This window comes from Ruegeria sp. CG11 (genome assembly GCF_056537245.1).
The window spans coordinates 44,706-67,496 of the sequence record NZ_JBQFRE010000009.1 but is presented as its reverse complement, the minus strand read 5'-3'; the positions used below and the strand labels follow the sequence as shown (position 1 = coordinate 67,496).

General features: G+C 61.1%; 23 protein-coding genes. 11 read left to right on the top strand and 12 right to left on the bottom strand.

Annotated features, from left to right (window positions below; genetic code table 11):
• Window positions 1-19 precede the first annotated feature (19 nt).
• Window positions 20-526, top strand: coding sequence for a DUF721 domain-containing protein (locus ACR0KW_RS17070; protein WP_170401036.1), 507 nt, complete (start codon window positions 20-22; stop codon window positions 524-526).
• A 14-nt stretch (window positions 527-540) separates the two neighbouring features.
• Complete coding sequence (locus ACR0KW_RS17065; protein WP_480806081.1) at window positions 541-1,203, top strand: DsbA family protein; 663 nt, start codon at window positions 541-543, stop codon at window positions 1,201-1,203.
• 39 nt (window positions 1,204-1,242) lie between these two features.
• On the opposite strand, the gene lpxK is transcribed toward ACR0KW_RS17065, so the two are convergent.
• The 5 genes from lpxK to ACR0KW_RS17040 form a co-directional block, all read right to left on the bottom strand.
• A complete protein-coding gene (gene lpxK / locus ACR0KW_RS17060; protein ID WP_480806142.1) occupies window positions 1,243-2,241 on the bottom strand; it encodes a tetraacyldisaccharide 4'-kinase in 999 nt (332 codons plus the stop codon).
• Entirely contained in the window at window positions 2,228-3,463 is a 1,236-nt protein-coding gene (locus ACR0KW_RS17055) for a 3-deoxy-D-manno-octulosonic acid transferase (RefSeq protein ID WP_480806080.1), read from the bottom strand. The genes lpxK and ACR0KW_RS17055 overlap by 14 nt, the downstream gene beginning before the upstream one ends.
• A complete protein-coding gene (locus ACR0KW_RS17050) occupies window positions 3,460-4,260 on the bottom strand; it encodes an inositol monophosphatase family protein (protein ID WP_480806079.1) in 801 nt (266 codons plus the stop codon). The genes ACR0KW_RS17055 and ACR0KW_RS17050 overlap by 4 nt, the downstream gene beginning before the upstream one ends.
• Window positions 4,247-5,593, bottom strand: a complete 1,347-nt coding sequence (locus ACR0KW_RS17045; RefSeq protein WP_480806078.1) for a TldD/PmbA family protein — start codon at window positions 5,591-5,593, stop codon at window positions 4,247-4,249. Before ACR0KW_RS17045 ends, ACR0KW_RS17050 begins: the two co-directional genes overlap by 14 nt.
• 155 nt (window positions 5,594-5,748) lie before the next feature.
• Entirely contained in the window at window positions 5,749-7,272 is a 1,524-nt protein-coding gene (locus ACR0KW_RS17040; protein ID WP_480806077.1) for a DUF2125 domain-containing protein, read from the bottom strand.
• Between the two features lie 139 nt (window positions 7,273-7,411).
• Here ACR0KW_RS17040 and ACR0KW_RS17035 point away from each other — a divergent pair, with 139 nt between their 5' ends.
• From ACR0KW_RS17035 to ACR0KW_RS17025, 3 genes are read left to right on the top strand one after another with little or no spacing between them, the layout of a single operon-like run.
• Window positions 7,412-8,155 carry an SDR family oxidoreductase gene (locus ACR0KW_RS17035; protein WP_480806141.1) on the top strand — a complete coding sequence of 248 codons (744 nt, stop codon included), beginning with the start codon at window positions 7,412-7,414 and terminating at the stop codon, window positions 8,153-8,155.
• On the top strand, window positions 8,152-8,760 hold the full coding sequence (locus ACR0KW_RS17030; protein WP_480806076.1) for an enoyl-CoA hydratase/isomerase family protein: 609 nt from the start codon (window positions 8,152-8,154) through the stop codon (window positions 8,758-8,760). Before ACR0KW_RS17035 ends, ACR0KW_RS17030 begins: the two co-directional genes overlap by 4 nt.
• Entirely contained in the window at window positions 8,757-9,494 is a 738-nt protein-coding gene (locus ACR0KW_RS17025) for a VOC family protein (RefSeq protein WP_480806075.1), read from the top strand. Before ACR0KW_RS17030 ends, ACR0KW_RS17025 begins: the two co-directional genes overlap by 4 nt.
• Here the strand turns inward: ACR0KW_RS17025 and ACR0KW_RS17020 are convergent, their stop codons facing one another.
• The gene (locus ACR0KW_RS17020) at window positions 9,495-9,791 is read right to left on the bottom strand and encodes an HNH endonuclease (RefSeq protein WP_170328093.1); all 297 of its coding nucleotides are present in this window, start codon (window positions 9,789-9,791) and stop codon (window positions 9,495-9,497) included.
• A 48-nt stretch (window positions 9,792-9,839) separates the two neighbouring features.
• Here ACR0KW_RS17020 and ACR0KW_RS17015 point away from each other — a divergent pair, with 48 nt between their 5' ends.
• Complete coding sequence (locus tag ACR0KW_RS17015; protein ID WP_480806074.1) at window positions 9,840-11,024, top strand: TIGR03862 family flavoprotein; 1,185 nt, start codon at window positions 9,840-9,842, stop codon at window positions 11,022-11,024.
• On the opposite strand, the gene holA is transcribed toward ACR0KW_RS17015, so the two are convergent.
• From holA to ACR0KW_RS16995, 4 genes are all read right to left on the bottom strand, one after another.
• The gene (gene holA / locus ACR0KW_RS17010) at window positions 11,016-12,044 is read right to left on the bottom strand and encodes a DNA polymerase III subunit delta (RefSeq protein WP_480806073.1); all 1,029 of its coding nucleotides are present in this window, start codon (window positions 12,042-12,044) and stop codon (window positions 11,016-11,018) included. The two genes, ACR0KW_RS17015 and holA, sit on opposite strands and share 9 nt — an antisense overlap.
• Window positions 12,041-12,532: an LPS assembly lipoprotein LptE gene (gene lptE / locus ACR0KW_RS17005; protein ID WP_480806072.1), complete on the bottom strand. Its 492-nt coding sequence runs from the start codon at window positions 12,530-12,532 to the stop codon at window positions 12,041-12,043. The genes holA and lptE overlap by 4 nt, the downstream gene beginning before the upstream one ends.
• Window positions 12,519-15,056, bottom strand: coding sequence for a leucine--tRNA ligase (gene leuS / locus ACR0KW_RS17000; RefSeq protein WP_480806071.1), 2,538 nt, complete (start codon window positions 15,054-15,056; stop codon window positions 12,519-12,521). Before leuS ends, lptE begins: the two co-directional genes overlap by 14 nt.
• Window positions 15,057-15,128: 72 nt before the next feature.
• On the bottom strand, window positions 15,129-15,614 hold the full coding sequence (locus tag ACR0KW_RS16995; RefSeq protein ID WP_480806070.1) for a DUF3576 domain-containing protein: 486 nt from the start codon (window positions 15,612-15,614) through the stop codon (window positions 15,129-15,131).
• Between the two features lie 284 nt (window positions 15,615-15,898).
• Between ACR0KW_RS16995 and ACR0KW_RS16990 the strand changes: the two genes are divergently transcribed.
• The gene (locus ACR0KW_RS16990) at window positions 15,899-16,987 is read left to right on the top strand and encodes a porin (protein ID WP_480806069.1); all 1,089 of its coding nucleotides are present in this window, start codon (window positions 15,899-15,901) and stop codon (window positions 16,985-16,987) included.
• A 103-nt stretch (window positions 16,988-17,090) separates the two neighbouring features.
• Entirely contained in the window at window positions 17,091-17,750 is a 660-nt protein-coding gene (locus ACR0KW_RS16985) for a YggS family pyridoxal phosphate-dependent enzyme (RefSeq protein ID WP_480806068.1), read from the top strand.
• On the opposite strand, the gene ACR0KW_RS16980 is transcribed toward ACR0KW_RS16985, so the two are convergent.
• The gene (locus ACR0KW_RS16980) at window positions 17,734-18,234 is read right to left on the bottom strand and encodes a L,D-transpeptidase family protein (RefSeq protein ID WP_480806067.1); all 501 of its coding nucleotides are present in this window, start codon (window positions 18,232-18,234) and stop codon (window positions 17,734-17,736) included. The two genes, ACR0KW_RS16985 and ACR0KW_RS16980, sit on opposite strands and share 17 nt — an antisense overlap.
• Window positions 18,231-19,325 (bottom strand): GTP cyclohydrolase II, encoded by a 1,095-nt coding sequence (gene ribA, locus ACR0KW_RS16975; protein ID WP_480806066.1) that lies wholly within the window; start codon window positions 19,323-19,325, stop codon window positions 18,231-18,233. Before ribA ends, ACR0KW_RS16980 begins: the two co-directional genes overlap by 4 nt.
• 162 nt (window positions 19,326-19,487) lie before the next feature.
• On the opposite strand from ribA, the gene ACR0KW_RS16970 reads away from it, so the two are divergent.
• From ACR0KW_RS16970 to trxA, 3 genes are all read left to right on the top strand, one after another.
• Window positions 19,488-20,174: a response regulator transcription factor gene (locus tag ACR0KW_RS16970; protein WP_170328103.1), complete on the top strand. Its 687-nt coding sequence runs from the start codon at window positions 19,488-19,490 to the stop codon at window positions 20,172-20,174.
• Between the two features lie 811 nt (window positions 20,175-20,985).
• Window positions 20,986-21,774 (top strand): exodeoxyribonuclease III, encoded by a 789-nt coding sequence (locus ACR0KW_RS16965; RefSeq protein ID WP_480806065.1) that lies wholly within the window; start codon window positions 20,986-20,988, stop codon window positions 21,772-21,774.
• 76 nt (window positions 21,775-21,850) lie between these two features.
• The gene (gene trxA, locus ACR0KW_RS16960; RefSeq protein ID WP_480806064.1) at window positions 21,851-22,768 is read left to right on the top strand and encodes a thioredoxin; all 918 of its coding nucleotides are present in this window, start codon (window positions 21,851-21,853) and stop codon (window positions 22,766-22,768) included.
• Window positions 22,769-22,791: the final 23 nt, after the last annotated feature.

The following is a 22,791-nucleotide window of genomic DNA, read 5'->3' as shown; positions in this document are numbered from 1 at the left end:
CGCAGGAGTTGGAAACCAGATGCAGCGCAGACGTTCTTCGACCCGCGGGTTCAAACGCACCGCGACATTGCTGAACGGGCAGATTCGGCGCGCCGGGGAAAGCCGGGGTTTCGCCGTATCGCGCCTGCTGACCCACTGGGCCGAGATTGTGGGCCAGGATCTGGCCTCAATCGCGCGCCCGGTAAAGGTGGGCTATGGCAGGGAAGGCATGGGTGCGACGCTGACCGTTCTGACCACAGGACCGCAGGCCCCGATGCTTGAGATGCAGAAGGAACAGCTGCGCGGCAAGGTGAACGCGGTTTATGGCTATAACGCCATCAGCCGGGTGCGTATCACCCAGACCGCTCCGACCGGATTTGCCGAGGGGCAAGCCAGTTTCGATCACAAACCGAAACCGGCGAAACCCAAAATTGACCCAGAGATCGAGGCCGAGGCTGGCCGGACCGCACGCGACGTTCACGATGGTGATTTGCGCGCGGCCCTTGAACGTCTGGGCCGTAACGTTTTATCCAAACAAAAACGCTGAGAAAGGGCTGAGAAATGAGCCGTATCGCAACCGGAATCTGCGCGGCCGTCGCCATCGCCGCGGGCGGCTATTGGCTGTCGCTGTCAAATTCCTCTCCGTCTTACCCGCTGGTCGGCAGTGCCGAGGCGCAAGAAGCCGATCTGGACACCTCGACCATTGTCGAGATGGTGCAGGGGGCCGAGGACGCGCCGGTCGAGATCATCGAGTATGCATCCTACACCTGCCCGCACTGCGCCACCTTCCATCAGGGCGCGTACAAGCAGATGAAGAAGGACTTCATCGACACCGGCAAGGTCAAGTTCATTTACCGTGAGGTGTATTTCGACCGCTACGGCCTGTGGGCCTCGATGGTGGCGCGCTGTGGCGGCCCCGAAAAGTTCTTTGGCATTTCCGATCTGATCTTTGAAGGCCAGTCCGAATGGGTCAAAGCCGGTGGCCCGGCTGAGATCGTGGACGAGCTGCGCAAGATCGGCCGTCTGGCCGGTATCGACAATGACCAGCTAGAGGCCTGTCTGCAGGACGGCACCCGCGCACAGACTCTGGTGGCCTGGTATCAGGAAAACGCCGAGCGTGACGGCATTCAGGCAACGCCTTCGTTCATCGTGAACGGCAAGAAAGTCGACAACATGTCCTATGCCGATTTCAAGAAGCTGATCGAAGAAGAACTGGGCAGCTAACTGCCTTGTGCGACCGGCTCAATCCGGGCCGGTCGCCAATCACGGCGACGGGGCGATCTGCAGCAGCATCTGCCGGACCTTGTCGGCCTCATCCACTTTCAGACGAACAGGCAGTGTCAGGACTTTGCTGCGGAATGCGGCAGGCAGGCGCACGGCATCTTTTTCCGTTGTCACCATCTGCGCACCCAAAAGACGGGCTTCGTTTTCCAAACGTGTCATGAGGGCCGGGGTCAGCGGCTGGTGATCATCCAGTGCCTCGGCCCGCAGCAGTTTTGCGCCTTGCTGGCGCAGCGTGCGGAAGAATTTTTCAGGGTACCCGATGCCTGCAAAGGCCAGAACGGGCGTGTCGGCCCAATCCATGCCGGTCTGCAACGGTGCGACCTCACCGGTGACATGGGGCACCGTCAGGGCCGCGCTCCAACGATCTGCGAATTGCGCCTGAGACGCCGCATCCCCCAGTGACAGCACCAAATCGGCACGTTGCAATCCGACATCAACGGGTTCACGCAAGGGGCCGGCGGGCAGGCACAGGCCATTTCCAAATCCGCGTGCCGCATCCACCACGATGACCGAAAAATCCTTGGCGACCGAGGGGTTCTGAAACCCGTCATCCAAAACGATCACCGTAGCCCCGGCCTCGGCGGCGGCACGGGCTCCGGCGGCGCGGTCCTTGGCGACCCAGACCTCGGCAAAGGCGGCCAGCAGCAGCGGCTCGTCCCCGACCTGCGCGGCGCTGTGTTTGGCAGGATCAACGCGCACCGGGCCTTCCAGTGAACCGCCATGGCCGCGCGTCACCACATGGGTTGTGTGCCAGGCGTCGCGCAGCTGTTCGATCATCCAGATCACGGTCGGGGTCTTGCCGGTTCCACCCGCGTTCAGATTGCCGATGCAGATCACCGGCACGCCGGGTTTGATACCGGGGCCCGAGGCTACCCGGCGCGCGGTTGCGGCCGCATAGATACGCCCCAGCGGCGCCAGCAATCTGGCGCGCAAGTCCAGCCGATCCGGGGCGGTGTTCCAAAAATCAGGTGCGCGCATCATCTGTCCCCCGCTGGTCCAGGCAGTCCTGCACCATGTCGATCAGCCGATCCGTTTGTGGCGCGCCCTCGGATACGATCTGCCACCCCGCCAGTGCCATGTCCGCGGCGCGGTCCGGCGACAGCATCTCGACCACGACGTCGCCCAGTTCGGTTGCGGTTTTGACCATGCGTGCGGCACCGGCGCGATCCAACTGATCGTACATCTGCTGATGACGATGCACAAACGGCCCGTGGATGATGGACGAGCCGAGGGCCGCAGCAACAAGCGGATCGTAACCGCCTGCACCGCGTTCCAGGGAACTGCCCATGAAGGTGACGGGCGAAATTCGGTGCCACAGGCCCAGGTCTTCGTGTTCCGCCGACAGGATGACCTGCGTGGTGTCTTCGATCTGCCCGTCGGCATCCCAGTTGGCACAGCGCAGGTCCATGGCTTCCAGACGCCGGTGCAATGGCCCGGCTTCGGCCATGTCCGCCACATGCAGAACCAAGGTCAGACGGGGCAGCATCCGCATCGCCTGACGATGGGCGCTGAGAACCGAGATGAACTCTTTGTCCAAAACGCAGGCGGCCAGCCAGACCAACCGTCCCGCCAAGGCATGGTTCGTTTCGATCAACTCGTCTTCGGGCCAGGGCCTCGGATTCGGGCTGACATGCAGGGGCGCAGATTCACGGACCTTGTCCGAGGCGACGCCAAGCCGGCGGATCGTGCGGGCTGTCTCAGATGTCTTGGTCAGGATCGATTGGAAGCAGTCCAGCGTATAGCGGGTGATATCCGGCAACCAGCGAGCACCGCGCGCGATCTTGATGTCGATCTGCGCCTCGATCAGGATCAGGGGAATGCCGCGTTCCTCGGCACGGGTGATCACGTTAGGCATCAGCCCGCCCCCAACCCAGAGGCCGATATCGGGTTTCCAATGATCCAGAAACGCGCGCGCGGCACCGGTCTGTTCCAGTGGCAGGTTCACCAGCGGATAGTCCCCCTGATCCCAGCGCCGCAGATCGGCCTCGGGCGGGGCCGTCAGCAACACGTTCAGGGAGGGGCGGGCCTGTTGCAGTCTGCGGCAGAAATCGGTCACCGCGCGCTGGCGGTGCTGGACGCTGATATGAACCCAGATCAGCTCGCCTTCGGGGCGGGGCAGGTCGGACCGGTTTGCCGTGTTGGGCACGCCCCAGGAAAGAACCCGATAGGCGGCCAGGCTGAGAGAGCGCGGCTTGCTCATGGGCGAATACCGGTGCTGTTCGGGTCAAGCCGTGCGCGCAAGGCCTCGTGCAGTGCCGGGCCCGCCGCGATCACGCCGTTCAGGCGTGGATGGGCGTTGTTGAACCGCAAGGGCTGACCCAGCCGGTCCGAACAGGTGCCGCCCGCCTCGCGGATGATCAGGTCTCCGGCGGCGATATCCCATTCCCAGCTGGGTCGCAGCGTCAGCATCCCGTCAAACCGCCCCTGGCCGACAGTGGCCATGCGATAGGCCAGCGAGGGGCGGTAGACCCGTTTGAACTCGGGCACTTGACCTTGCAACCAATGGCGCGGATCCAGATTGGGCTTGGCCGCCAGAATCTCGGCCGCTTTGATATCCGAGACGCCGGACACCCGGATTGCCGAACCGTTCAGGGTCGCGCCTTCGCCTTTGGCCGCGGCATAAAGCAGGTCGCGCTGCGGCAGGTAAATTACCGCAGCAGTGACTTCGCCCCCTTCGGCGACGGCAAGGGAATGCGCCCAGGTGCGGGACCCTTCGGCAAAGCTGCGGGTGCCGTCGATCGGGTCGATGATGAACACGCGGTCGCGGGTCCGCCGGGCGGTGGAATCCTCGGTCTCTTCGCTCAGCCAGCCATAGCCGGGCCGGGCCGAGGGCAGGCGCTGTTCCAGCATGGCATTGACCGCCAGATCGGCCTCGGTCACCGGGCCCGCGCCGTCGGGCTTGTCCCAGCGCTGCGCCGTGGTGCCCGAGTATCGGGTGGCGATCTTTCCGGCCTCTAACGCGGCGTCGATCAAAAGGGGCAGGTCAGTTGCCGGCAAGCGTCATTCCTTCGATCAGCACCGAGGGCACCACCCGCGACAGATAGGACCGCGCATCGTTTGCCGGGATGATCCGCTTCAGCATGTCGCGCAGATTGCCCGCGATGGTGCATTCATTGACCGGATGGGTGATCTCTCCGTTTTCCACCCAGAACCCCGAGGCGCCGCGCGAATAGTCGCCGGTGTTCGGGTTGATGGTCGAGCCGATCATCGAAGTCACCAGCAGGCCGGTGCCCATGTCGCGCAACAGGTCCTCGCGGCTTTGGGTGCCTTGCGTCAGGCCCAGGTTCCAGTTGCTGGGCGAGGGCGGCCCGGACACGCCGCGCGCCGCGTTGCCGGTTGATGTCATGTCCAGCTTGCGCGCGCTGGACAGGTCCAAAGTCCAGCCGGTCAGAATGCCGTTTTCAACAATCGCACGACGCCGGGTCGCCAGACCCTCGGCATCGAAGGGGCGCGAGCCTGCGATGCGCGGGCGGTGCGGGTCTTCGATCAGCGACAGATGCTCTGGCAGCACCTGTTCGCCCAGAGAATCCTTCAGCCACGAGGCACCCCGCGCAATGGCGGCCCCGTTGCTGGCCGCCAGCAGGTGACCGATCAGCGAGGATGAAATGCGTTCGTCAAACAGCACCGGGAAGGTGCCGGTCGCAGGCTTTTGCGCGCAAACCAGTGACACGGCACGTTCGCCTGCGGTGCGGCCAATCTCTTCGGGGTTGCGCAGGTCGCTTTGGAAGGTACGGCTGTCACCGTCATAATCGCGCTCCATCCCGGTGCCTTCGCCCGAGATCGCCACGCAAGAGGTCGAGCGGCTGCTGCGGGCATAACCGCCGGAAAAGCCGTTGGTCGCCGCCAGGTGCACGCGATGGGTGCCATACCCCGCCGCCGCGTCGGAAACTTGCGAAACCCCCTGAACCGCCAGCGCCGCAGCCTCGGCTTCCAGCGCGTCGCGCTTCAAGTCCTCGGCCGCCGGTTCCGGGGTTGGGTCGAACAGTTCCAGCGCTGGCAAGTCCCAACCGCTTGCCAACTGTTCCGCATCAGCCAGACCGGTGAACGGGTCCTCGGGCGCTTCACGCGCCATCGCCACGGCGCGTTCGGCCATTGTGGTCAGGGTTTCAGGTCGACTGTCCGAGCTGGATACGATGGCCTGCCGCTGCCCCAGAAACACCCGCAGCCCAAGATCGGTGCCTTCCGAGCGTTCGGCATGTTCCAGCGCGCCGCCCCGCACCTCGACCGAGACCGAAGAGCCGTCGATCACGATGGCATCTGCCGCATCCGCCCCGGCTGTGCGGGCTGCGTCCAACAGGGCTTGGCTGATCTCTTCGGGTGTACGGGTCATGCGGCCTCCGGTCTTTACCCATTGGACCTAGCCTTGGACCGCGCGACCCGCAAGACCTGCGGTTGTATTGGAGGACGCAATTTAGGGTAAGTGGCGCTCAGGCCGGGACACAGGGGGGGCAGGCAGGGCAGAATATCCGCCCCGCCGCGTGATCATCACTTGATGCGTTGACCATTGGCCAGAATCTGGCCGTCTTCGGTGAATTCGATTTTCGAGTTCAGCGTGTCGGGCTCATCCCCCGGCACCGCCATCAGGCCCATCATCATCCGGGCACCCATCGCGTCGCTTTCCTGAAGTAGGCCCATGCCGATCAGCTTGTCGATCAGCGCATTGGCCCCCACCAGCTGCAGGTTCGCCACGCCCGCCGGTGCGGGCATTCCGTCGAACTCTTCGGTGTTCGAATTGTCGAAGGTAAAGTCCGCGTCACCCGTCAGCTTCGCACCGACCAGAGAAACCAGCAATTCGTTGATTTTCAGCGAGTTCAGTTCACCCGGCGCGTCACCGGATTCCTCCAGCTCTTCGATCGAAGCCGGATCGAAGAAATTGGTCAGAATCTTGGCGGTGCCGGTGGTGTCCAGCGCGATGGTCGCGGGGTCACGCGGCAGCGCTCCGGCTGGATCGAAAATGCTCCACAACACGTCCGACATGGTGAAATCCGTCAGGTTTATGGCGAAACCAAAGGGCTGCTCTTCCTCGGATTGCTTCAGCGGGAACTCAAAGCTCACACCGGTCTTGGCCATCGCGATTTCAATCGGGAACGGCAGGTCAGCGGTGGTGACCGCCAGTTTCGCGTTGTTCTGCTCGATGTCATAGGCGAGGCGCTGTTCGTCCAGGCTGGCCCCGAACCGACCGCCCTGGGATTCGCTGCCCATCGAGAACGCCTGACCTTCGCTGGTCCCGTCAATGGCAGTGTTCCCCGAGCCATAGGTGAACAGGCCCGAGAACGAGGTGTCGCCCTGGAAAAAGCTTGCGGGGTCCGAGCCATCGAAATCCGACGGGATCACACTGAGGCCTTCAAAGGCCAGTTTGTCCATCGATCCGACGATCTTGCCGTCATCCGACCCTTCCGGATCGTTGAACTTGAGGTCATAGGTCAGACCATCAGCCGTGAATTTCTGATCGACCTTGCGGTTTTCGCCGATTTTCATCTGCGAGCTGCCTGCAAGGTTGCTCAGTACGAAATCCATATCCAGAAGGTCTTCGGGCGCGGATTCCCCGTCAACTGACAGGCCGCCCAGCTTCACGCCCAAAGAAGGTGCGGAATAGTCATAGGTCATGTCGTCCGGATCGCCCGAAACAAGCATTTCCAGCCCGGTGTGATAATACTCGATGTCGACGGAAAACGCCTCGCCTTCTTCCTCGCCCGTCACGGTCATGGGGAAGCTTTCCGGCAGGCCGATGCTGACGGTGCCGTCGCCGTTTTCGGTCAGGGTCATTTGCGGCACGGTGACTTTGAATGCACCGTCGTTGTCCGGCACCGTCATGGCCACGTTCATATCCGAGATAGTGGTCACGTTGCCCGATACGGATTGTTCGGCCGAAACCGCGTACCCCAACTGGGTCAGGTAGGCCTGCCAGTCATTCCAGACCTGCTGCGTGGTGACATCGGCAAGTGCACCCTGGGTGATGACGGCATAAGCCAAGACTGCGCCGCAGCTGCGGCGAACGAAAACGGACATTTGAGAACCCTTCTTGATCAATTTTGCGGGCATCGTCGTGTCTGCGGCGCCGGGCGTCAAGGGGCAAGGGCTGGACCCGTTCCCCGTTGGCGCGGTAGAGATTCACACAATCTCAAAACAACGGAGCTACAGGGGTCTTATGCAGGGTAAAACCGTACTGATAACAGGGGCCAGCCGCGGTATCGGGGCCGAGGCGGGGCGCGTATTTGCCGCAGCCGGTGCGAATGTTGCTTTGGTCGCACGCAATCGTGATCAGATCGGGGCGCTGGCCGACGCGCTGGGCGAAAATGCCATCGCGCTGCAATGCGATGTCAGCGATTTCGCACAGGTCGAACAGGCGGTTGCCGATTGTGTCGACCGGTTTGGCGGACTGGATGTTCTGATCGGAAATGCAGGTGTCATTGATCCGATCTTCCATCTGTCCAATGCCGATGTCGCGGCGTGGAGCGCGGCCATCGACATCAACCTCAAAGGCGTTTTCTACGGGATGCGGGCGGCCCTGCCCGTCATGCGCGCTGCCGGCGGGGGCACGGTGATCACGGTGTCCTCGGGGGCGGCGTCCAACCCGATTGAGGCCTGGAGCCATTATTGCGCCTCAAAAGCCGGGGCCAAGATGCTGACCGAATGCCTGCATCTTGAAGAGGCGATCCACGGCATCCGCGCCATGGGTCTGTCGCCCGGCACTGTCGCCACCGACATGCAGCGAGTCATCAAGGCCAGCGGCATCAACGCGGTCAGCCAGCTGGATTGGAGCGATCACATCCCCGCTGACTGGCCCGCACGGGCGCTGCTGTGGATGTGCAGCCCGGACGCGGATGAGTTTCTGGGCACCGAAATCTCGCTGCGGCGAGAGGATATCCGGAAAAGGGTAGGGCTGACGTGATCGAACTGACCAAAGACGACGGGTTGTGGACCGTCACGCTGAACAACCCGCAAAAGGCCAACGCATTGACCGGGGCGATGCTGACCGAGCTGGCCGAGATTGCCGAGGCCGCGACCAAGGCCCGCGCCTTGATCCTGACAGGTGCGGGCAAGGTGTTCAGCGCCGGGGCCGATCTGGACGAAGCGCGCGCCGGGCTGGCGACCTCGGATGTGTGGGAGAGGCTTTCGGGCGCCATCGCCGCCCTGCCGTGCCTGACGGTTGCCGCTCTGAACGGAACGCTTGCGGGCGGGGCCAACGGTATGGTGCTGGCCTGTGACATTCGTATCGCGGTGCCGCAGGCCAAGTTCTTCTATCCGGTCATGAAGCTGGGTTTTCTGCCGCAACCGTCGGACCCGGTGCGCATGGCCGCGTTGATCGGCCCGTCTCGTACCAAGATGATTTTGATGGCAGGGCAGAAGATCACTGCGGATGAGGCCTATACATTCGGGCTGGTCGATCGCGTGGTTGAGCCCGACAGGCTGATGCCAACGGCGCACGAACTGGTGGCGGACAGTCTGGCCGCCGACCCTCGCATTTCCGCCGGTATTGCAGGGATGTGCCGATGAGATTGTCTGCTGTGCTGCTACGTGTTGCCGACCCGGACCGGCTGACCGCGTTTTACGCGGATGTTCTGGGTATGACCGGCCTCGCGCAGGGGCCGAACCACCGCGTTGGTTATGGCGGGCAGGACTCCGACCTGCTGCTGATGCCGGGCGGCGGCGGTTACACTCATGACGGCGGGCAGAGGTATTGGAAAATCGGAATCACCGTGCCGGATGTCGATCTGGCCGCCGCGTATCTGCGCCAGAAAGGGGTTGAGGTCTCGGACCCGAAACAGTTCCTCGACATCGGCTATATGTGCCATCTGAAAGACCCCGAAGGTTTTGTTATCGAGCTGTTGCAACATGATTTCAAGGGCCACCGCCCTGATAATGCGGCCGATCCGGACAACCCGTTCGCCAAAGCCTGTATCGGTCAGATCACCTTGCGCACCGGCGATATCGCCGCCGAGGATGCGTTCTGCCGTGGGCAGGGAATGCGCCTTTTGTCGGTGCAGGATGTGGCCCAATACGGGTTCGACCTGCATTTCTATGCCTTCACCGATGAGGAACCGCCGAATGCGGACCTATGGGCGGTCGAAAACCGGGAATGGTTGTGGAAACGTCCCTATACCACGCTGGAGTTTCAACATCTTGCCGGGGCGCAATTCGCACCGGCGCCAGATTATCGCGGGTTGGAGGTTCAGGGACTGACAACGTCCCTCCGTGATGCTTTCGGCGATCCGGTGCGGCCCGGCTGATCACCGCCCGCGCCGCTTGCCCGGCACTTTCGACCGAAACCCGGGCGGGCGTTTGCGAACCCAGCTCAGGAATTTCTCCAACCGCGGGTGGGTGCGCAGGGCCTCGACCGTGTTGAATGTGCGCGCCAGGTCGGCCTCGGACAGGGTGGCATGAACCTCTTTGTGGCAAATAACGTGCAGTAAAACTGTAGGTCCGCCCTTGCCCCCTTTGAGTTTTGGGATCAGATGATGCAGGCTGCCGTCCCCATCCGGTATGGGGCGGTCACAAAGCGGGCAGATCGGGTCGCTGGTTGGCATGGCGGCTACTAATTTGCGCCGGATGGCGGGGAAAGCAAGGGGACGGCAATGGCGCAGGCAGTGGTAATCGGGGCCGGACCCGCAGGACTGATGGCGGCAGAGGAGCTTGCCGCTGCGGGCCATGATGTGCTGGTGGCCGAGGCCAAGCCCTCGGTCGCGCGCAAGTTTCTGATGGCCGGGAAATCGGGTCTGAACCTGACGAAGGCCGAGCCGTTCGACACCTTGCTGCAGGCCTATGGTGACGCGTCAGGTTGGTTGCGCCCGATGATTGTTGCGTTTGACGCCACCGCGGTGCAGGGCTGGGCGCGCGAACTGGGGCAAGAGTTGTTCACCGGCTCGACCGGGCGGGTGTTTCCCACGGTAATGAAAGCCTCGCCATTGTTGCGCGCCTGGCTGAGGCGGCTGGAAAGCGCAGGTGCTCGGATCAACACCCGATGGTGTTGGCAGGGTTGGGATGGCAATGCGTTGTTGTTCGAAACTGTGGACGGCCAGCAAAGTATCACGCCGGATGTCACTGTGCTTGCACTGGGCGGGGCCAGCTGGGCGCGTCTGGGGTCAGACGGCCATTGGGCGCAAATCTTGCAGGAAAAAGGTGTGGAGCTTGCACCATTCGCCCCTGCGAACTCGGCCCTGTCCGTCGATTGGAGCCCTCACATGCATCCGCATTTCGGCGCGGCGTTGAAATCGGTGCGCTGGATGGCCGGAGAACTGGACAGTCGCGGCGAGGCCACGATATCGGCGACCGGGCTTGAAGGTGGCGGGCTGTATTCTCTGACCCCGGCCCTGCGCGATGGAGCCGATTTCTTTGTTGATCTGGTGCCTGATCTGGACACTGCTTCTCTGCAGGAGCGGTTGGCGGCAAAGAGTTCAAAGACCACGCTGTCGCAATGGATGAAAAAGTCATTGAAACTGTCGCCGCAAAAGATCGCGCTGTTTCACGAGATGGTAAAGCGTTGTGCGCTTTCGAAGCCGCACGAGGCAACAGAAATCAAACGACTCCCTATCGTTGGTGTAGAGCTTCGCCCGATGGACGAAGCGATTTCAACAGCTGGCGGTGTCAGACAATCCGCAGTGGATGACGGGCTGATGCTGACTGCGCTGCCGGGTGTGTTCTGTGCCGGAGAGATGCTGGACTGGGAAGCCCCGACCGGGGGCTATTTGTTGACCGCCTGCATGGCGACGGGGAAATGGGCCGGGCGATCTGCGGCAGAATGGGTGAGCCGTTCAGCGTGACCGTGCCAGCATCGCCAAACGGATCATGGCCCGTTCAACCAGCGCCATAGCGGGGGCGGTCTGACCCGCTGACCGCAGCGACAGGTCGGTATCGGTAAGGACGGTCAGGGCGGTTTGCAGTTTTTGCGCACCCCATCCCTGCGCTTGCCGCAAGATCCGGTCGCGGCGTTTGCCGTAAACCGGTGGCCGCAGCTTGCCGATGCCCTGCGCCGCTCCGCCCGGGTCGGACGCGCAGGCGTACAAAGTCCGGAAATGTCGGGTCGCACCGATGCAGAGAGTGACCGCATTAGTGCCCTGCGATTGCAGGCGCCGGATCAGCGGGCCGATCTCACCCGCGCGACCTTCGGCGACTACGTTCAGAACATCGTCCAGCGCCGCCTCGGTCGAACGAGGCGCGCAGGCTTCGATATCCTCAATGGTCAGCTCCGAGCTGTCACCGCGTTTGTAGAGAGACAGCTTTTCAATAGTCTGCATAAAATCCCCGGGGCTGATCCCGGTGGCCAGCTCGGAGATTGCCGACATGGAGTCGCGGGGAATGTTCTGCACCCCGGCCTCGGTCAGAATCCGCTCGACCTCACCGCGCGAGGGGGGATCGTCGTAAATTCCGACCGCATAGGCCGCCGGATGCGCCTCGAACGCCTTGCGGATTTTCGAACTGGCTTTCAGCTGCCCGGCCGTGACGATGATCTGGGCATCGCCCGGGGCCCAGTCTTCGAATGCAGCGAGGATCGCGGGGGCGGCCACATCGGTGGTGTCTTCGACGAATACAGCGCGCGGTCCGGGAAAGAACCCAACTGCCTTGACCGCGTCCAAAAGCAAGGCCGGGTCGCTGCGCAGATCCGAGCCCGGCATCCGGGCCAGGCGCATTTCCTCTTCGGCATTGGGGCCAAGCAGGGCAGCCAGAACCTGCTGCCGCTTCAGCGCCACGCGCATCGCATCCGCGCCATAGATCAGCAGCCCGGCCTTGTCGGCGTTTGGTCGGGCGAAATACCCCTCAGCCTCGCGCGGGCTGAGCTTCATGTGCCAAGACCCGGTGCGGCGTAAAGCTCGGCTATGATCTGATCCGACAGAATCACCATCAACCGTTCTCTGGCGTCGCGTTCATCCGCCAGCGTGGACACGGTCGATCCGGCGGCCGAATAGCCGACGAAATTGTTGACTGTGCCAGAGGCAACGATCTGACCCGTCGCATTCGATCTGAGTGCGTATTTCGCACTGCCTTCGATGGTATAGCGATTGGTCTCGTTCGTTGTGGTGATCGCCGCCGAGCGGAACGCGGTAGATACGTTCACATCCAGATTGTACGCGTCGCCCGAAGTTGCGCTGCGCCCCAGCCGCTGTTCCAGATTCTGGACCAGCATATAGCTGTCGACCGAATTGGGGGCCGACACGGCGACCTGACCATTCAGGGCTGCACCCGAACCGCCGGGTGCGTAGACCGGTTCAAAGCCGCAGGCGGCCAGCGCCAGCGGCATCAACAACAGGGTTCTGCGATCAAACAACGACATTCACGATCCGGCCCGGGACAACAATCACCTTCTTCGGCGCATTACCGTCCAGCGCCTTTTGCACAGCTTCGGTGCTGAGCGCGATTTTTTCAACCTCGTCCTTGGCCAGATCCTTGGCCACGCTGATTTCCGCACGGCGCTTACCGTTGATCTGGATCGGCAGGGTTACGGTGTCATCGACCAGCATGGCTTCATCAGCGACCGGCCATGGGGCGACAGCCACCAGACCTTCGCCGCCCTGATGGGCCCAGATATCCTCGGCCAGGTGCGGGGTCATGGGTGACATCAGCTGTGCCAGTGTTTTGATCGCCTGCTTTTGAGCGGCTGCACCGGCCTTGGATTTTGCCAGTGTGTTCGTGAAGGCATAGAGTTTTGCAATCGCTGCATTGAAACCAAAGCTCTCAACGCCGAGTGTCACGTCGCGGATGGTCTTGTGCATCTCGCGCAGCAGGTCCTCATCCCCTTCGCCTTTCGCATCGGGGTCCATGGCCCCGATCTTGTCGCAGAGGTTCCACACCCGGTTGAGGTGCTTATAGGCGGCCTCGGCCCCGGATGCGGTCCATTCCACGTCGCGCTCGGGCGGCGAATCGGACAGCACGAACCAGCGTGCGGTGTCGGCACCAAAGGCCGAGATGATGCTGACCGGGTCGACTACGTTTTTCTTGGATTTCGACATCTTGGCCGACGGGATGATCTCAACCTCGGTGCCGTCGGCCAGTTTGCCGTCGGTCACATCCTCCGGCAGGTGATAGACCGGGCGGCCGTTTTCGTCGCGCGTCTGGTAAATCTCATGGGTTACCATGCCTTGGGTGAACAGCGCATCGAACGGCTCGATGGCTTTTTTCGGCAGGTGGCCGGTGATCTGCATCGCCCGCGCAAAGAAGCGGGAATAGAGCAGGTGCAGAATCGCGTGTTCGATCCCACCGATATACTGGTCGACATTCATCCAGTATTCGGCCTCGGCCAGATCGGTCGGTGTTTCGGCGCGCGGCGCGGTGAAACGGGCGAAATACCAGGACGAATCGACAAACGTGTCCATCGTGTCGGTTTCGCGCTTGGCCGGGGCGCCGCAGTTCGGGCAGGCACAGTCGCGCCAGGTCGGGTGGCGGTCCAGCGGGTTGCCCGGTTTGTCAAAGGTAACATCATCGGGCAGGCGAACCGGCAGATTCTCTTTCTTCTCGGGCACCACGCCGCAGCTGTCGCAATGGACAACGGGAATCGGGCAACCCCAGTACCGCTGGCGGGAAAGGCCCCAGTCACGCAGACGGTATTTGGTGACCCCTTCGCCCCAACCTGCCTTTTCGGCGAAATCGACGGTGGCGTTAATTGCCTCGTCGCCTGTCGCCTCGGTCAGGCCCGCGAAATGATTCACCCAGCGGACTTTTTCGGTTTTCGGCGGAACGAACGCGATCTTGTCGACCGGCGTGTCATCGTCCAGCGCAAAGAAGGTGTCAACTACGGGCAACCCGTATTTGCGGCAGAAATCCAAATCGCGCTGGTCATGTGCCGGGCAGGCAAAGATCGCGCCGGTGCCGTAATCCATCAGGATGAAGTTCGCGATCCAGACCGGCAGCTCCCAGCTCGGGTCCAGCGGGTGTTTGACCTTGATACCAGTGTCATAGCCCAGCTTCTCGGCGGTTTCGATCGCCTCTTCGGTGGTGCCGCCCTTGCGGCATTCGGCAACAAACGCAGCAACCTCGGGGTTTTCGGCCTCTAAAGCCTTGGCAATCGGGTGATCCGGCGAGATGCCAATGAAGGACGCGCCCAGCAGCGTATCGGGGCGAGTTGTATAGACGGTGATGGGCTCTCCGCCATCGGTGCGTTCAAAGCCGAATTGCAGGCCGCGCGACTTGCCGATCCAGTTTTCCTGCATCAGTCGGACTTTGGCAGGCCAGTTGTCCAACGTATCCAACGCATCGAGCAGTTCTTCGGAATAGTCGGAAATCTTGAAGAACCACTGCGTCAGCTCGCGCCGTTCCACCAGCGCACCCGAGCGCCAGCCGCGGCCGTTTTCCACCTGTTCATTGGCCAGAACGGTCATGTCGACCGGATCCCAGTTCACAACGGCGTTCTTGCGGTAAACCAGCCCGGCTTCGAGCATATCCAGGAACAATGCCTGCTGCTGGCCATAATATTCCGGGTCACAGGTAGCGAATTCGCGCGACCAGTCGATCGACAGGCCCAGCGGTTTCATCTGCCCACGCATGTCGGCGATGTTGCCATAGGTCCAGTCTTTGGGGTGGCCGCCAATGGCCATCGCAGCGTTTTCCGCTGGCATCCCGAAGGCGTCCCAGCCCATCGGGTGCAGCACGTTGTGGCCGGTCGCCAGCTTGTGCCGCGCGATTACGTCGCCCATCGTATAGTTGCGCACATGCCCCATATGGATTCGGCCCGAGGGGTAGGGGAACATCTCAAGCACATAATATTTCGGCTTATCCGCCGTGCGGTCGGCGGTGAAAATTCCGGCCTTGTCCCAGGCCTCTTGCCATTTTGCTTCGATTTCGTTGGCCGAATAGCGAGACATCGTGCGGTCCTTCGTGAATGAAAACGCCGGGCGTGAACCCGGCGTGGTAATATTGTGATTTTCTGCGGGTGGCTAGAGCTTGTTGTCTGCAATACGCAGCTGCCGTGCGCGGGACAGGATTGCATCCTCGACCGCGCGCGCCGTCGCCGCACTGACCGGAGCGCCGCCGCTGGTCTGCAGCGAGACCGACAAAGAACGCGCCGCGAGCGCCGGGTCGCTGATATGTACAGTCGCACGGTATTGGCGCCCGCCACCTGGAGGGGTGCCATAACCCGTTACGATCACACCGGTAAACGGGTCGACCTCCTGCACGGGCAGGAAATTCAACACGTCCAGCGACGCAGCCCACAGGTACCGGTTCACATTAGTGATCTGCTCGGCATCGCCAGTGTTGAACACATCCCAGATGGTCGAGCGTTCCGGATCGTTGAACTCTTGCTCATCAGAATTGCCGCCCGTCGCAACAACATTCGGATTGGGTGTCGCCCCCCGATTCTCTCCGCAAGCCGACACGGCAGCAGTCACTATGATCAAACCGAAAATCGTCTGCAGGCGCATTGTCGACTGGTCCTGTTCACTTTGGTCTACTTTGTCTGATGCTACTCCTAGACAAGGACCCGTTCAGCAACAACCCTATTATTGTCGCATACGCGTGGGGTCAGGGTTGATCCGGCCCTCAAAACGGACTGTGGCATCCTTGCACCAATTTTTTGCCAATGCAGTGTATTCATTTATGCCGAGCTTGCGCGTCAGGGGCAAAAAGAGCGAAACGGTTCCCGTGCTGAGACATGTGCTGAGGCATATGTCGAGTAGATAAACTTTTTGAAACCGAGGGAAACAAGATGAAAAAAGTTCTCTTCGCAACGACCGCTCTGATCGCAACCGCAGGTGTTGCAGCGGCCGAGTCCGGCGTTAACTTCAGCGGTTACGGCCGTTTTGGTATTGGCTATCAGGAAGATCGTTCCGGTAGCATCGACAACTTCATCGTTAGCACCGGTGTAACCACCACCACCGTTGACGGCGCTGTGAACACCGGCCAGACCACCACGACCACCGGCAGCATCACAGCTGGTTCGACCGACGACGCCATCCTGGTTTCGCGCTTCCGCCTGAACATCGACGGTTTCACCGAAACCGACGGCGGCGTTCGCTTTGAAGGCCGTGTTCGTCTGCAGGCTGACGAAAACTCCGGCAACGGTGAAGCAAACAACGCCAAACTGAACGGCGCACGCTTCTCGGTTATCTACGGTGGTCTGCGTGTTGACGCCGGCAACGTAGCAGGTTCGTTCGACAACCTGGCAAACTACTACGGTAACGAAGTTGGTCTGGAACTGTTCGCAGGTCAGTACTCGGGCGTTGACTACAGCTTCCTGAGCTACCAGTCGGGCAGCAGCGCAGGTTCGAACGCTGTGTTCTTCCAGTACGCAGTTGGCGACTTCGCCTTTGGCGCATCGTACGACCAAGCTGACGTCGCTGTTACCGATGTTGCTGCTGGCACGACCACCCGTGTTGACGCGGACCGCTGGGACATCAGCGCGACCTACACCTTCAACAACATCACCGCAGCTGTGGCCTATGGTCAAACCGACGCTGGTGATCTGGGTAGCGACCCGAGCCTGACCGTTCTGACCCTGGGCGGCGAATGGGGCGACTTCGGTGGTACTCTGTTTGTTGCAGACGATGCGACCGAAGTTGACGAAACTGACGGCACCGCATGGGGTCTGTCGGCTTCCTATAACCTGGGCGCAGCAACCACCCTGCTGTTCACCTACGGTGACGGTAACGCTGATGAAGACCTGCAGCAGGTCGCAATCGGTGCCATCTACGACCTGGGCGGCGGTGCATCGCTGCGCGGTGGTATCGGTGTCAACGACTGTGACGTTTGCGACTCGCAGACCGTTGCTGACTTCGGTGCGCAGTTCAACTTCTAAGTTGATCTGAAACCGCAAGGTTTTAGGGCAGGTCTTCGGACCTGCCCTTTTCTTTTGCGCCGACATGGTGTTTTCCTGCGCTCAAAGCAGATTGAGGAACCCAATGTCGCTGCAAGGTATCAATGCCCGTATCGCCAAAGCCGAAACCGCCGCAGGACGGGCCGCAGGGTCCGTCAAACTGATCGCGGTGTCCAAAGTGCAGCCGGACGCGCGTGTACAAGCCGTTCTGGAGCAGGGGCATCGGTGTTTCGGCGAGAATCGGGTGCAAGAGGCCGCCGGCAAATGGCCGGGGTTTACGGCGCAATTCCCGGACGTCGATCTGCATCTGATTGGCCCCCTGCAAACCAACAAGGCCCGGCAGGCGATGGAGTTGTTCAGCACCATCCACTCGGTCGACCGGCCCAAGCTGGCCAAGACACTGGCCCGATTAGCCCAAGAGGTCGGCACCTGCCCGGACCTGTTCGTTCAGGTCAACACAGGGGAAGAGGAGCAAAAGGCCGGTATCCTGCCCGCCGATGCTGATGCCTTCATTAAAGAATGCCGGGGGCTGGACCTGCCGGTTCAGGGGCTGATGTGCATCCCACCAATCGAAGAAGAACCCGCGCTGCACTTTGCCCTGTTGGCCAAGATCGCCGCGCGCAACGGTCTTCGGGGCCTATCAATGGGCATGAGCGGTGACTTTGAACAGGCGATCGCGCTTGGGGCAACCCATGTGCGCGTCGGGTCCGCCATTTTCGGCGAGCGGGTCAAGCCTCAGGAATAATCAGCCGCGCGCCCAGGGACACCCTGCCAGCGATCCAGTGCAGGTGGTCGCGGCGGAAGGCGACGCAACCTTCGGTCGGATAGCCGGGGCGTCGCCATTGGTGGATAAAGATTGCCGATCCATGGCCGGGCACGGCATTGGGCCAGTTCCAGTCGGTGATCAACACCAGATCATACAGGGGATCGGCGCGGCGCAGCTTTTCATGGCTGAAGTCATAAGGCGCAGTGACAAGATGGTTATAGCCTTCGTCTTGCACGTCATCTGACCACAGATCGCGTGGCCCAATGGGAATCGCCCATTCGGCCGGTTTCGCTATCCGGTCCGGCCGATAAAACATGCCAGCGATATGATGCACGCCGGTGGGGGTGGCGCCGTCGCCTTCGCGCTTGGTATTGCTCAGCCCGCCTTTGCCGATGGAGCAAGGAAAGAGCCGACCGGAAAACCGAACGCCACGCGGGGTCAGCACCAGATCAGAAGGCGTCACAGCAGGTGCCCCGACTTGGCCGCCTTGGTCGCCAGATATCCGCGGTTATGGTCCGTTTCGCCGACTTTCAGCGGAACACGCTCGGTCACGGCGATGCCTGTATTCTCCATCATCGCGATTTTTGCGGGGTTATTGGTCAGCAGCCGAACCGAGCTGAAACCCAGCGATTTCAGAATGTCCGAGCCCAGCCGGAAGTCCCGCTCATCATCTTCGAACCCCAGCCGGTGATTGGCCTCGACCGTGTCGAATCCCTGGTCCTGCAGGAAATAGGCGCGCATCTTGTTGGCCAGACCGATCCCGCGCCCCTCTTGGTTAAGGTACAGCAGAACCCCGGCCCCTTCCGATCCCATCTGCGCCAGCGCACCCCGCAACTGAGGACCGCAATCGCATTTCAGGCTACCCATCAGGTCGCCGGTGAAACAGGCCGAATGCAGCCGCGCCAGAACCGGTTTGTCACGATCCGGGCGGCCGATTTCGACGGCGTAGTGCTCTTCGCCGCCATCTTCGGGGCGGAATACGTGCAGCCGTCCGGCCTCGGACACTTCCATCGGCAGGCGGGCGGCGACCACCGCGTGCAGTTCGCTGCGATCCGCCAGATGCGGCGCGGCGCGGCTGTGGTCGATACAGGTCAGACCATGCGCCGCGGCAAAGCTGCGCCCATCCTCAATGGGAAGAACAACCGCCGCAGGCAGCAGGCGCGCGGATTTGGTCAGGGCAATCGCGATACGGTGCAGATTGGCGTGGCCCTGACGCTCGGTCATCAGCGGGCCTTTCATCGGTGCGTTCAGATCGTCCGAAGGGTCGGCGACGGCCTGAACCCAGGCAATATCCGCGTCGGCCGGAATGATTACCCGCGCCAGATCACCATCATAGGCCCGCGCCTTCAGCGTTTCGGCCCGGCGCACGGTGACGGCGACGACCGGCTCGCCCCCAAGGCCGCGCAAATCCGCAAGCCGCTGGGCGCTCAGCGTCTCGGTGGCAACGGCCAGCACGCTGAAACCGCTGTCATCGGTCAGGGCAACCGGGACCCCCATACGCAGGTCTGCGCGGGCTCGCGCCAGCAATTCTGAAATATCCGGGATCAGACTCATCTATGTTACCCTGTAACGTTCCGACCTTCCTCCTAGCCTGATACGATGGAAATGTGAAACATTTCCTCCGCGTCAGACACGAGGGCGTGAGACGATTGCAGCAAACCTTGTTGATTGCATCTTCCGCGCGCAAGTGGTGGAAAAGGCTTAGGAGGACCGCACATGGCTCAGCTCAAGAAAATCCTGCTGGTGGATGACGACGAAGACCTGCGCGAGGCGCTCAGTGAGCAACTTGTGATGACCGAGGATTTCGACGTGTTCGAAGCCCATGACGGGGCATCCGCGATGGAGCGCGCGCGTGAAGCGATTTACGATCTGGTCATTCTGGACGTCGGCCTGCCGGATACTGACGGGCGCGAGCTTTGCCGTCTGATGCGCAAGCAGGGTGTCAAAAGCCCGATTCTGATGCTGACCGGCCATGACAGCGACGCCGATACCATTCTGGGTCTGGACGCGGGTGCCAACGATTACGTCTCAAAGCCGTTCAAATTTCCGGTCCTGCTGGCCCGTATCCGTGCCCAGCTACGCCAGCACGAACAGTCCGAGGACGCGGTGTTCGTTCTGGGGCCGTATACCTTCAAGCCTGCGATGAAGATGCTGATCACCGAAGATGATCGCAAAATCCGCCTGACTGAGAAAGAAACCAATATTCTCAAGTTCCTGTACCGCTCGACCGATGGCGTGGTCGCCCGCGACGTGCTGCTGCACGAGGTCTGGGGCTATAACGCCGGGGTCACCACTCACACACTGGAAACCCACATCTATCGTCTGCGCCAGAAGATCGAGCCTGATCCGTCCAATGCACGCCTTTTGGTCACAGAATCGGGCGGATATCGATTGGTCTCTTAACTCGTTGTGGATTGACGTGGATCAAAGTGATACTCTGGATGTGTAATTAGAGTTCTCCCAACCCGTGCATGTCCGGGTCATGACATGTACCTCCCTGTTGGACTGCCGGGCCTTTGGCCCGGCTTTTTTTGTGAGGGGTCGCTCAGATACACGCTAGGCTGATCGTATTTCACATCAAGAGCGACACAAATTTTTCAACGGAAGCTTCAAGAAGGCAAATGGCCAAAAGGAAAAAACATAAAGCAATTGGGCTCGCCGATTTAAAGATTTGAAACAAAGATTTTAGGGAGCTGTTCCCGCTCGAACCCTGAAAGTTGGGCTCATTACTATCTAATGGTGGGAACAGCTCCCGTTTAATTTGCTTACCCATATTCAACTCGTTAAGAACTACATGATTTTTTTATAAATCCTCAGATTAACCGGATGTTAACGAGGGGAAATCCGCAGTAATTATTGGTCTTTTGTGGAGCGCGAGGGGACAGTGATCCTGGATCCGCTGGAATTGTTGGTGTTTTTTAGATGGTGCGAGTGGCTTGCTGATTGCGATTGGCGCTCGCAAACTGCGTATTGCTGCCGATTGAAGAATTTGGTGCTGTGACAGCACTCAGCAGCTGTTCTTGTGTCGGAGGTGGTTGATCTTCAAGGACAGGCACAATGCAACTTTGGAGTTGCAATTTTTTAGTTCTTTATCACGCAAAGTTCGTTTGCTCGCATTGCTACCATTTTTTTGGATGTTTGTGTGCCCTTTTCCCATGGTTCACAAATGTGCATCACGCTAACCTCCGTCCAACCCGCGACAGAGGAATCCCTTATGCCCTTTACCCTTGCCACCTGGAACATCAACTCGGTCCGCCTGCGCGAGCCCATCGTGCTGAAACTGCTGCAGGAAGAAGCGCCGGATGTTCTGTGTTTGCAGGAGTGCAAGTCTCCGGTCGAAAAAATCCCGACCGAAGGGTTTGCTGAACTGGGTTACACCCACATGGTCGCGCGGGGGCAAAAGGGCTATAACGGCGTCGCCATCCTGTCTCGTCTGCCGATGGAGGAGGTGGGCGACAAGGATTTCGCCGGCCTCGGCCATGCCCGCCACATTGCGGGACGGCTGGAGAATGGCGTCACCATTCACAATTTCTATGTCCCTGCGGGCGGTGACATCCCGGATCGGGAAAAGAACGAGAAGTTCGGGCAAAAGCTCGATTACCTCACCGATATGCGCGACTGGTTCCACGCGGAAAAGCCCGAGAAATCCATTCTGGTCGGCGATCTGAACATCGCCCCGCGTGAGGATGACGTGTGGTCTCATAAACAACTGCTCAAGGTCGTCTCGCACACGCCGATCGAGGTTGAACACTTGGCCGAGACGCAAGATGCTGGCGGTTGGGTCGATATCACGCGGCAGGACATTCCCGAAGGGCAGCTCTATAGCTGGTGGTCCTACCGGGCGCGCGATTGGGACGCGGCAGACAAGGGGCGGCGGCTGGATCACGTCTGGGCCACGCCGGACATTTCCAACGCGGGCCATTCCAGTCGTATCCTGCGCGACGCGCGTGGGTGGGAGAAGCCCAGCGACCACGCCCCCGTTTTTGCCAGTTTCGACCTGTGACCCCGCAACTCGGCCCTTGGTTTCCGCAGCCAGCGGTTGCATATAGGGCGCGAGTTCGAACGAAAGAGTGAATGCCATGGACCTTCTGAACGCCGCAGGTGCCCCCGAGGCCACCGATCTGATCAAGGATGGAACCGAGGCCACGTTCATGGCCGACGTTGTCGAAACCTCGCAGGAGATCCCTGTCATCGTGGATTTCTGGGCGCCATGGTGTGGCCCGTGCAAAACGCTGGGCCCGCTGCTGGAAGAGGCCGTGACCGCCGCCAAGGGCGCGGTGAAGATGGTCAAGATCAACGTGGACGAGGCGCAGATGATCGCCGCGCAACTGCGCGTCCAGTCGATCCCGACCGTGTACGCGTTTTTCAAGGGGCAGCCCGTGGACGGGTTTCAGGGCGCGTTGCCGGGATCCGAGATCAAGGCATTTGTCGACCGCGTGATCGAAGCCGCGGGTGGCGAAAGCCCTGGTGGGCAACTGGACGACGCCGTTGCTGCGGCTGAAGAGATGCTGTCTGAGGGCGCCGCCAGTGACGCGGCCCAAACTTTCGCCGCCATTCTGGGTGAAGACCCCAACCATGCCGGTGCTTATGGCGGTTTGGTCCGCGCTCATATCGCGGCAGGCGATCTGGAGCAGGCCGAGGCGATTCTGAATGGTGCTCCGGCCGAGATTTCCTCTTCGCCCGAGTTGGAAGCCGCCAATGCGCAACTGGAACTGGCGAAACAGGCCGCAGATGCGGGTCCGGTGGCCGAACTGACCGCAGCGGTTGAGGCCGAGCCCGACAACCATCAGGCCCGGTTCGATCTGGCGCAGGCTCTGCACGCCAATGGGGATGTGGAAGAGGCCGTGGCACAGCTATTGGAACTGTTCCGTCGCGATCGTGATTGGAATGACGGCGCCGCCAAGACGCAGCTGTTCACCATCTTCGATGCGCTCAAGCCCAACGATCCGATTGTTCTGAACGGGCGGCGCAAGCTCAGCTCGATGATATTTGCCTAATTTGGGATCAGAGCTACACTCGG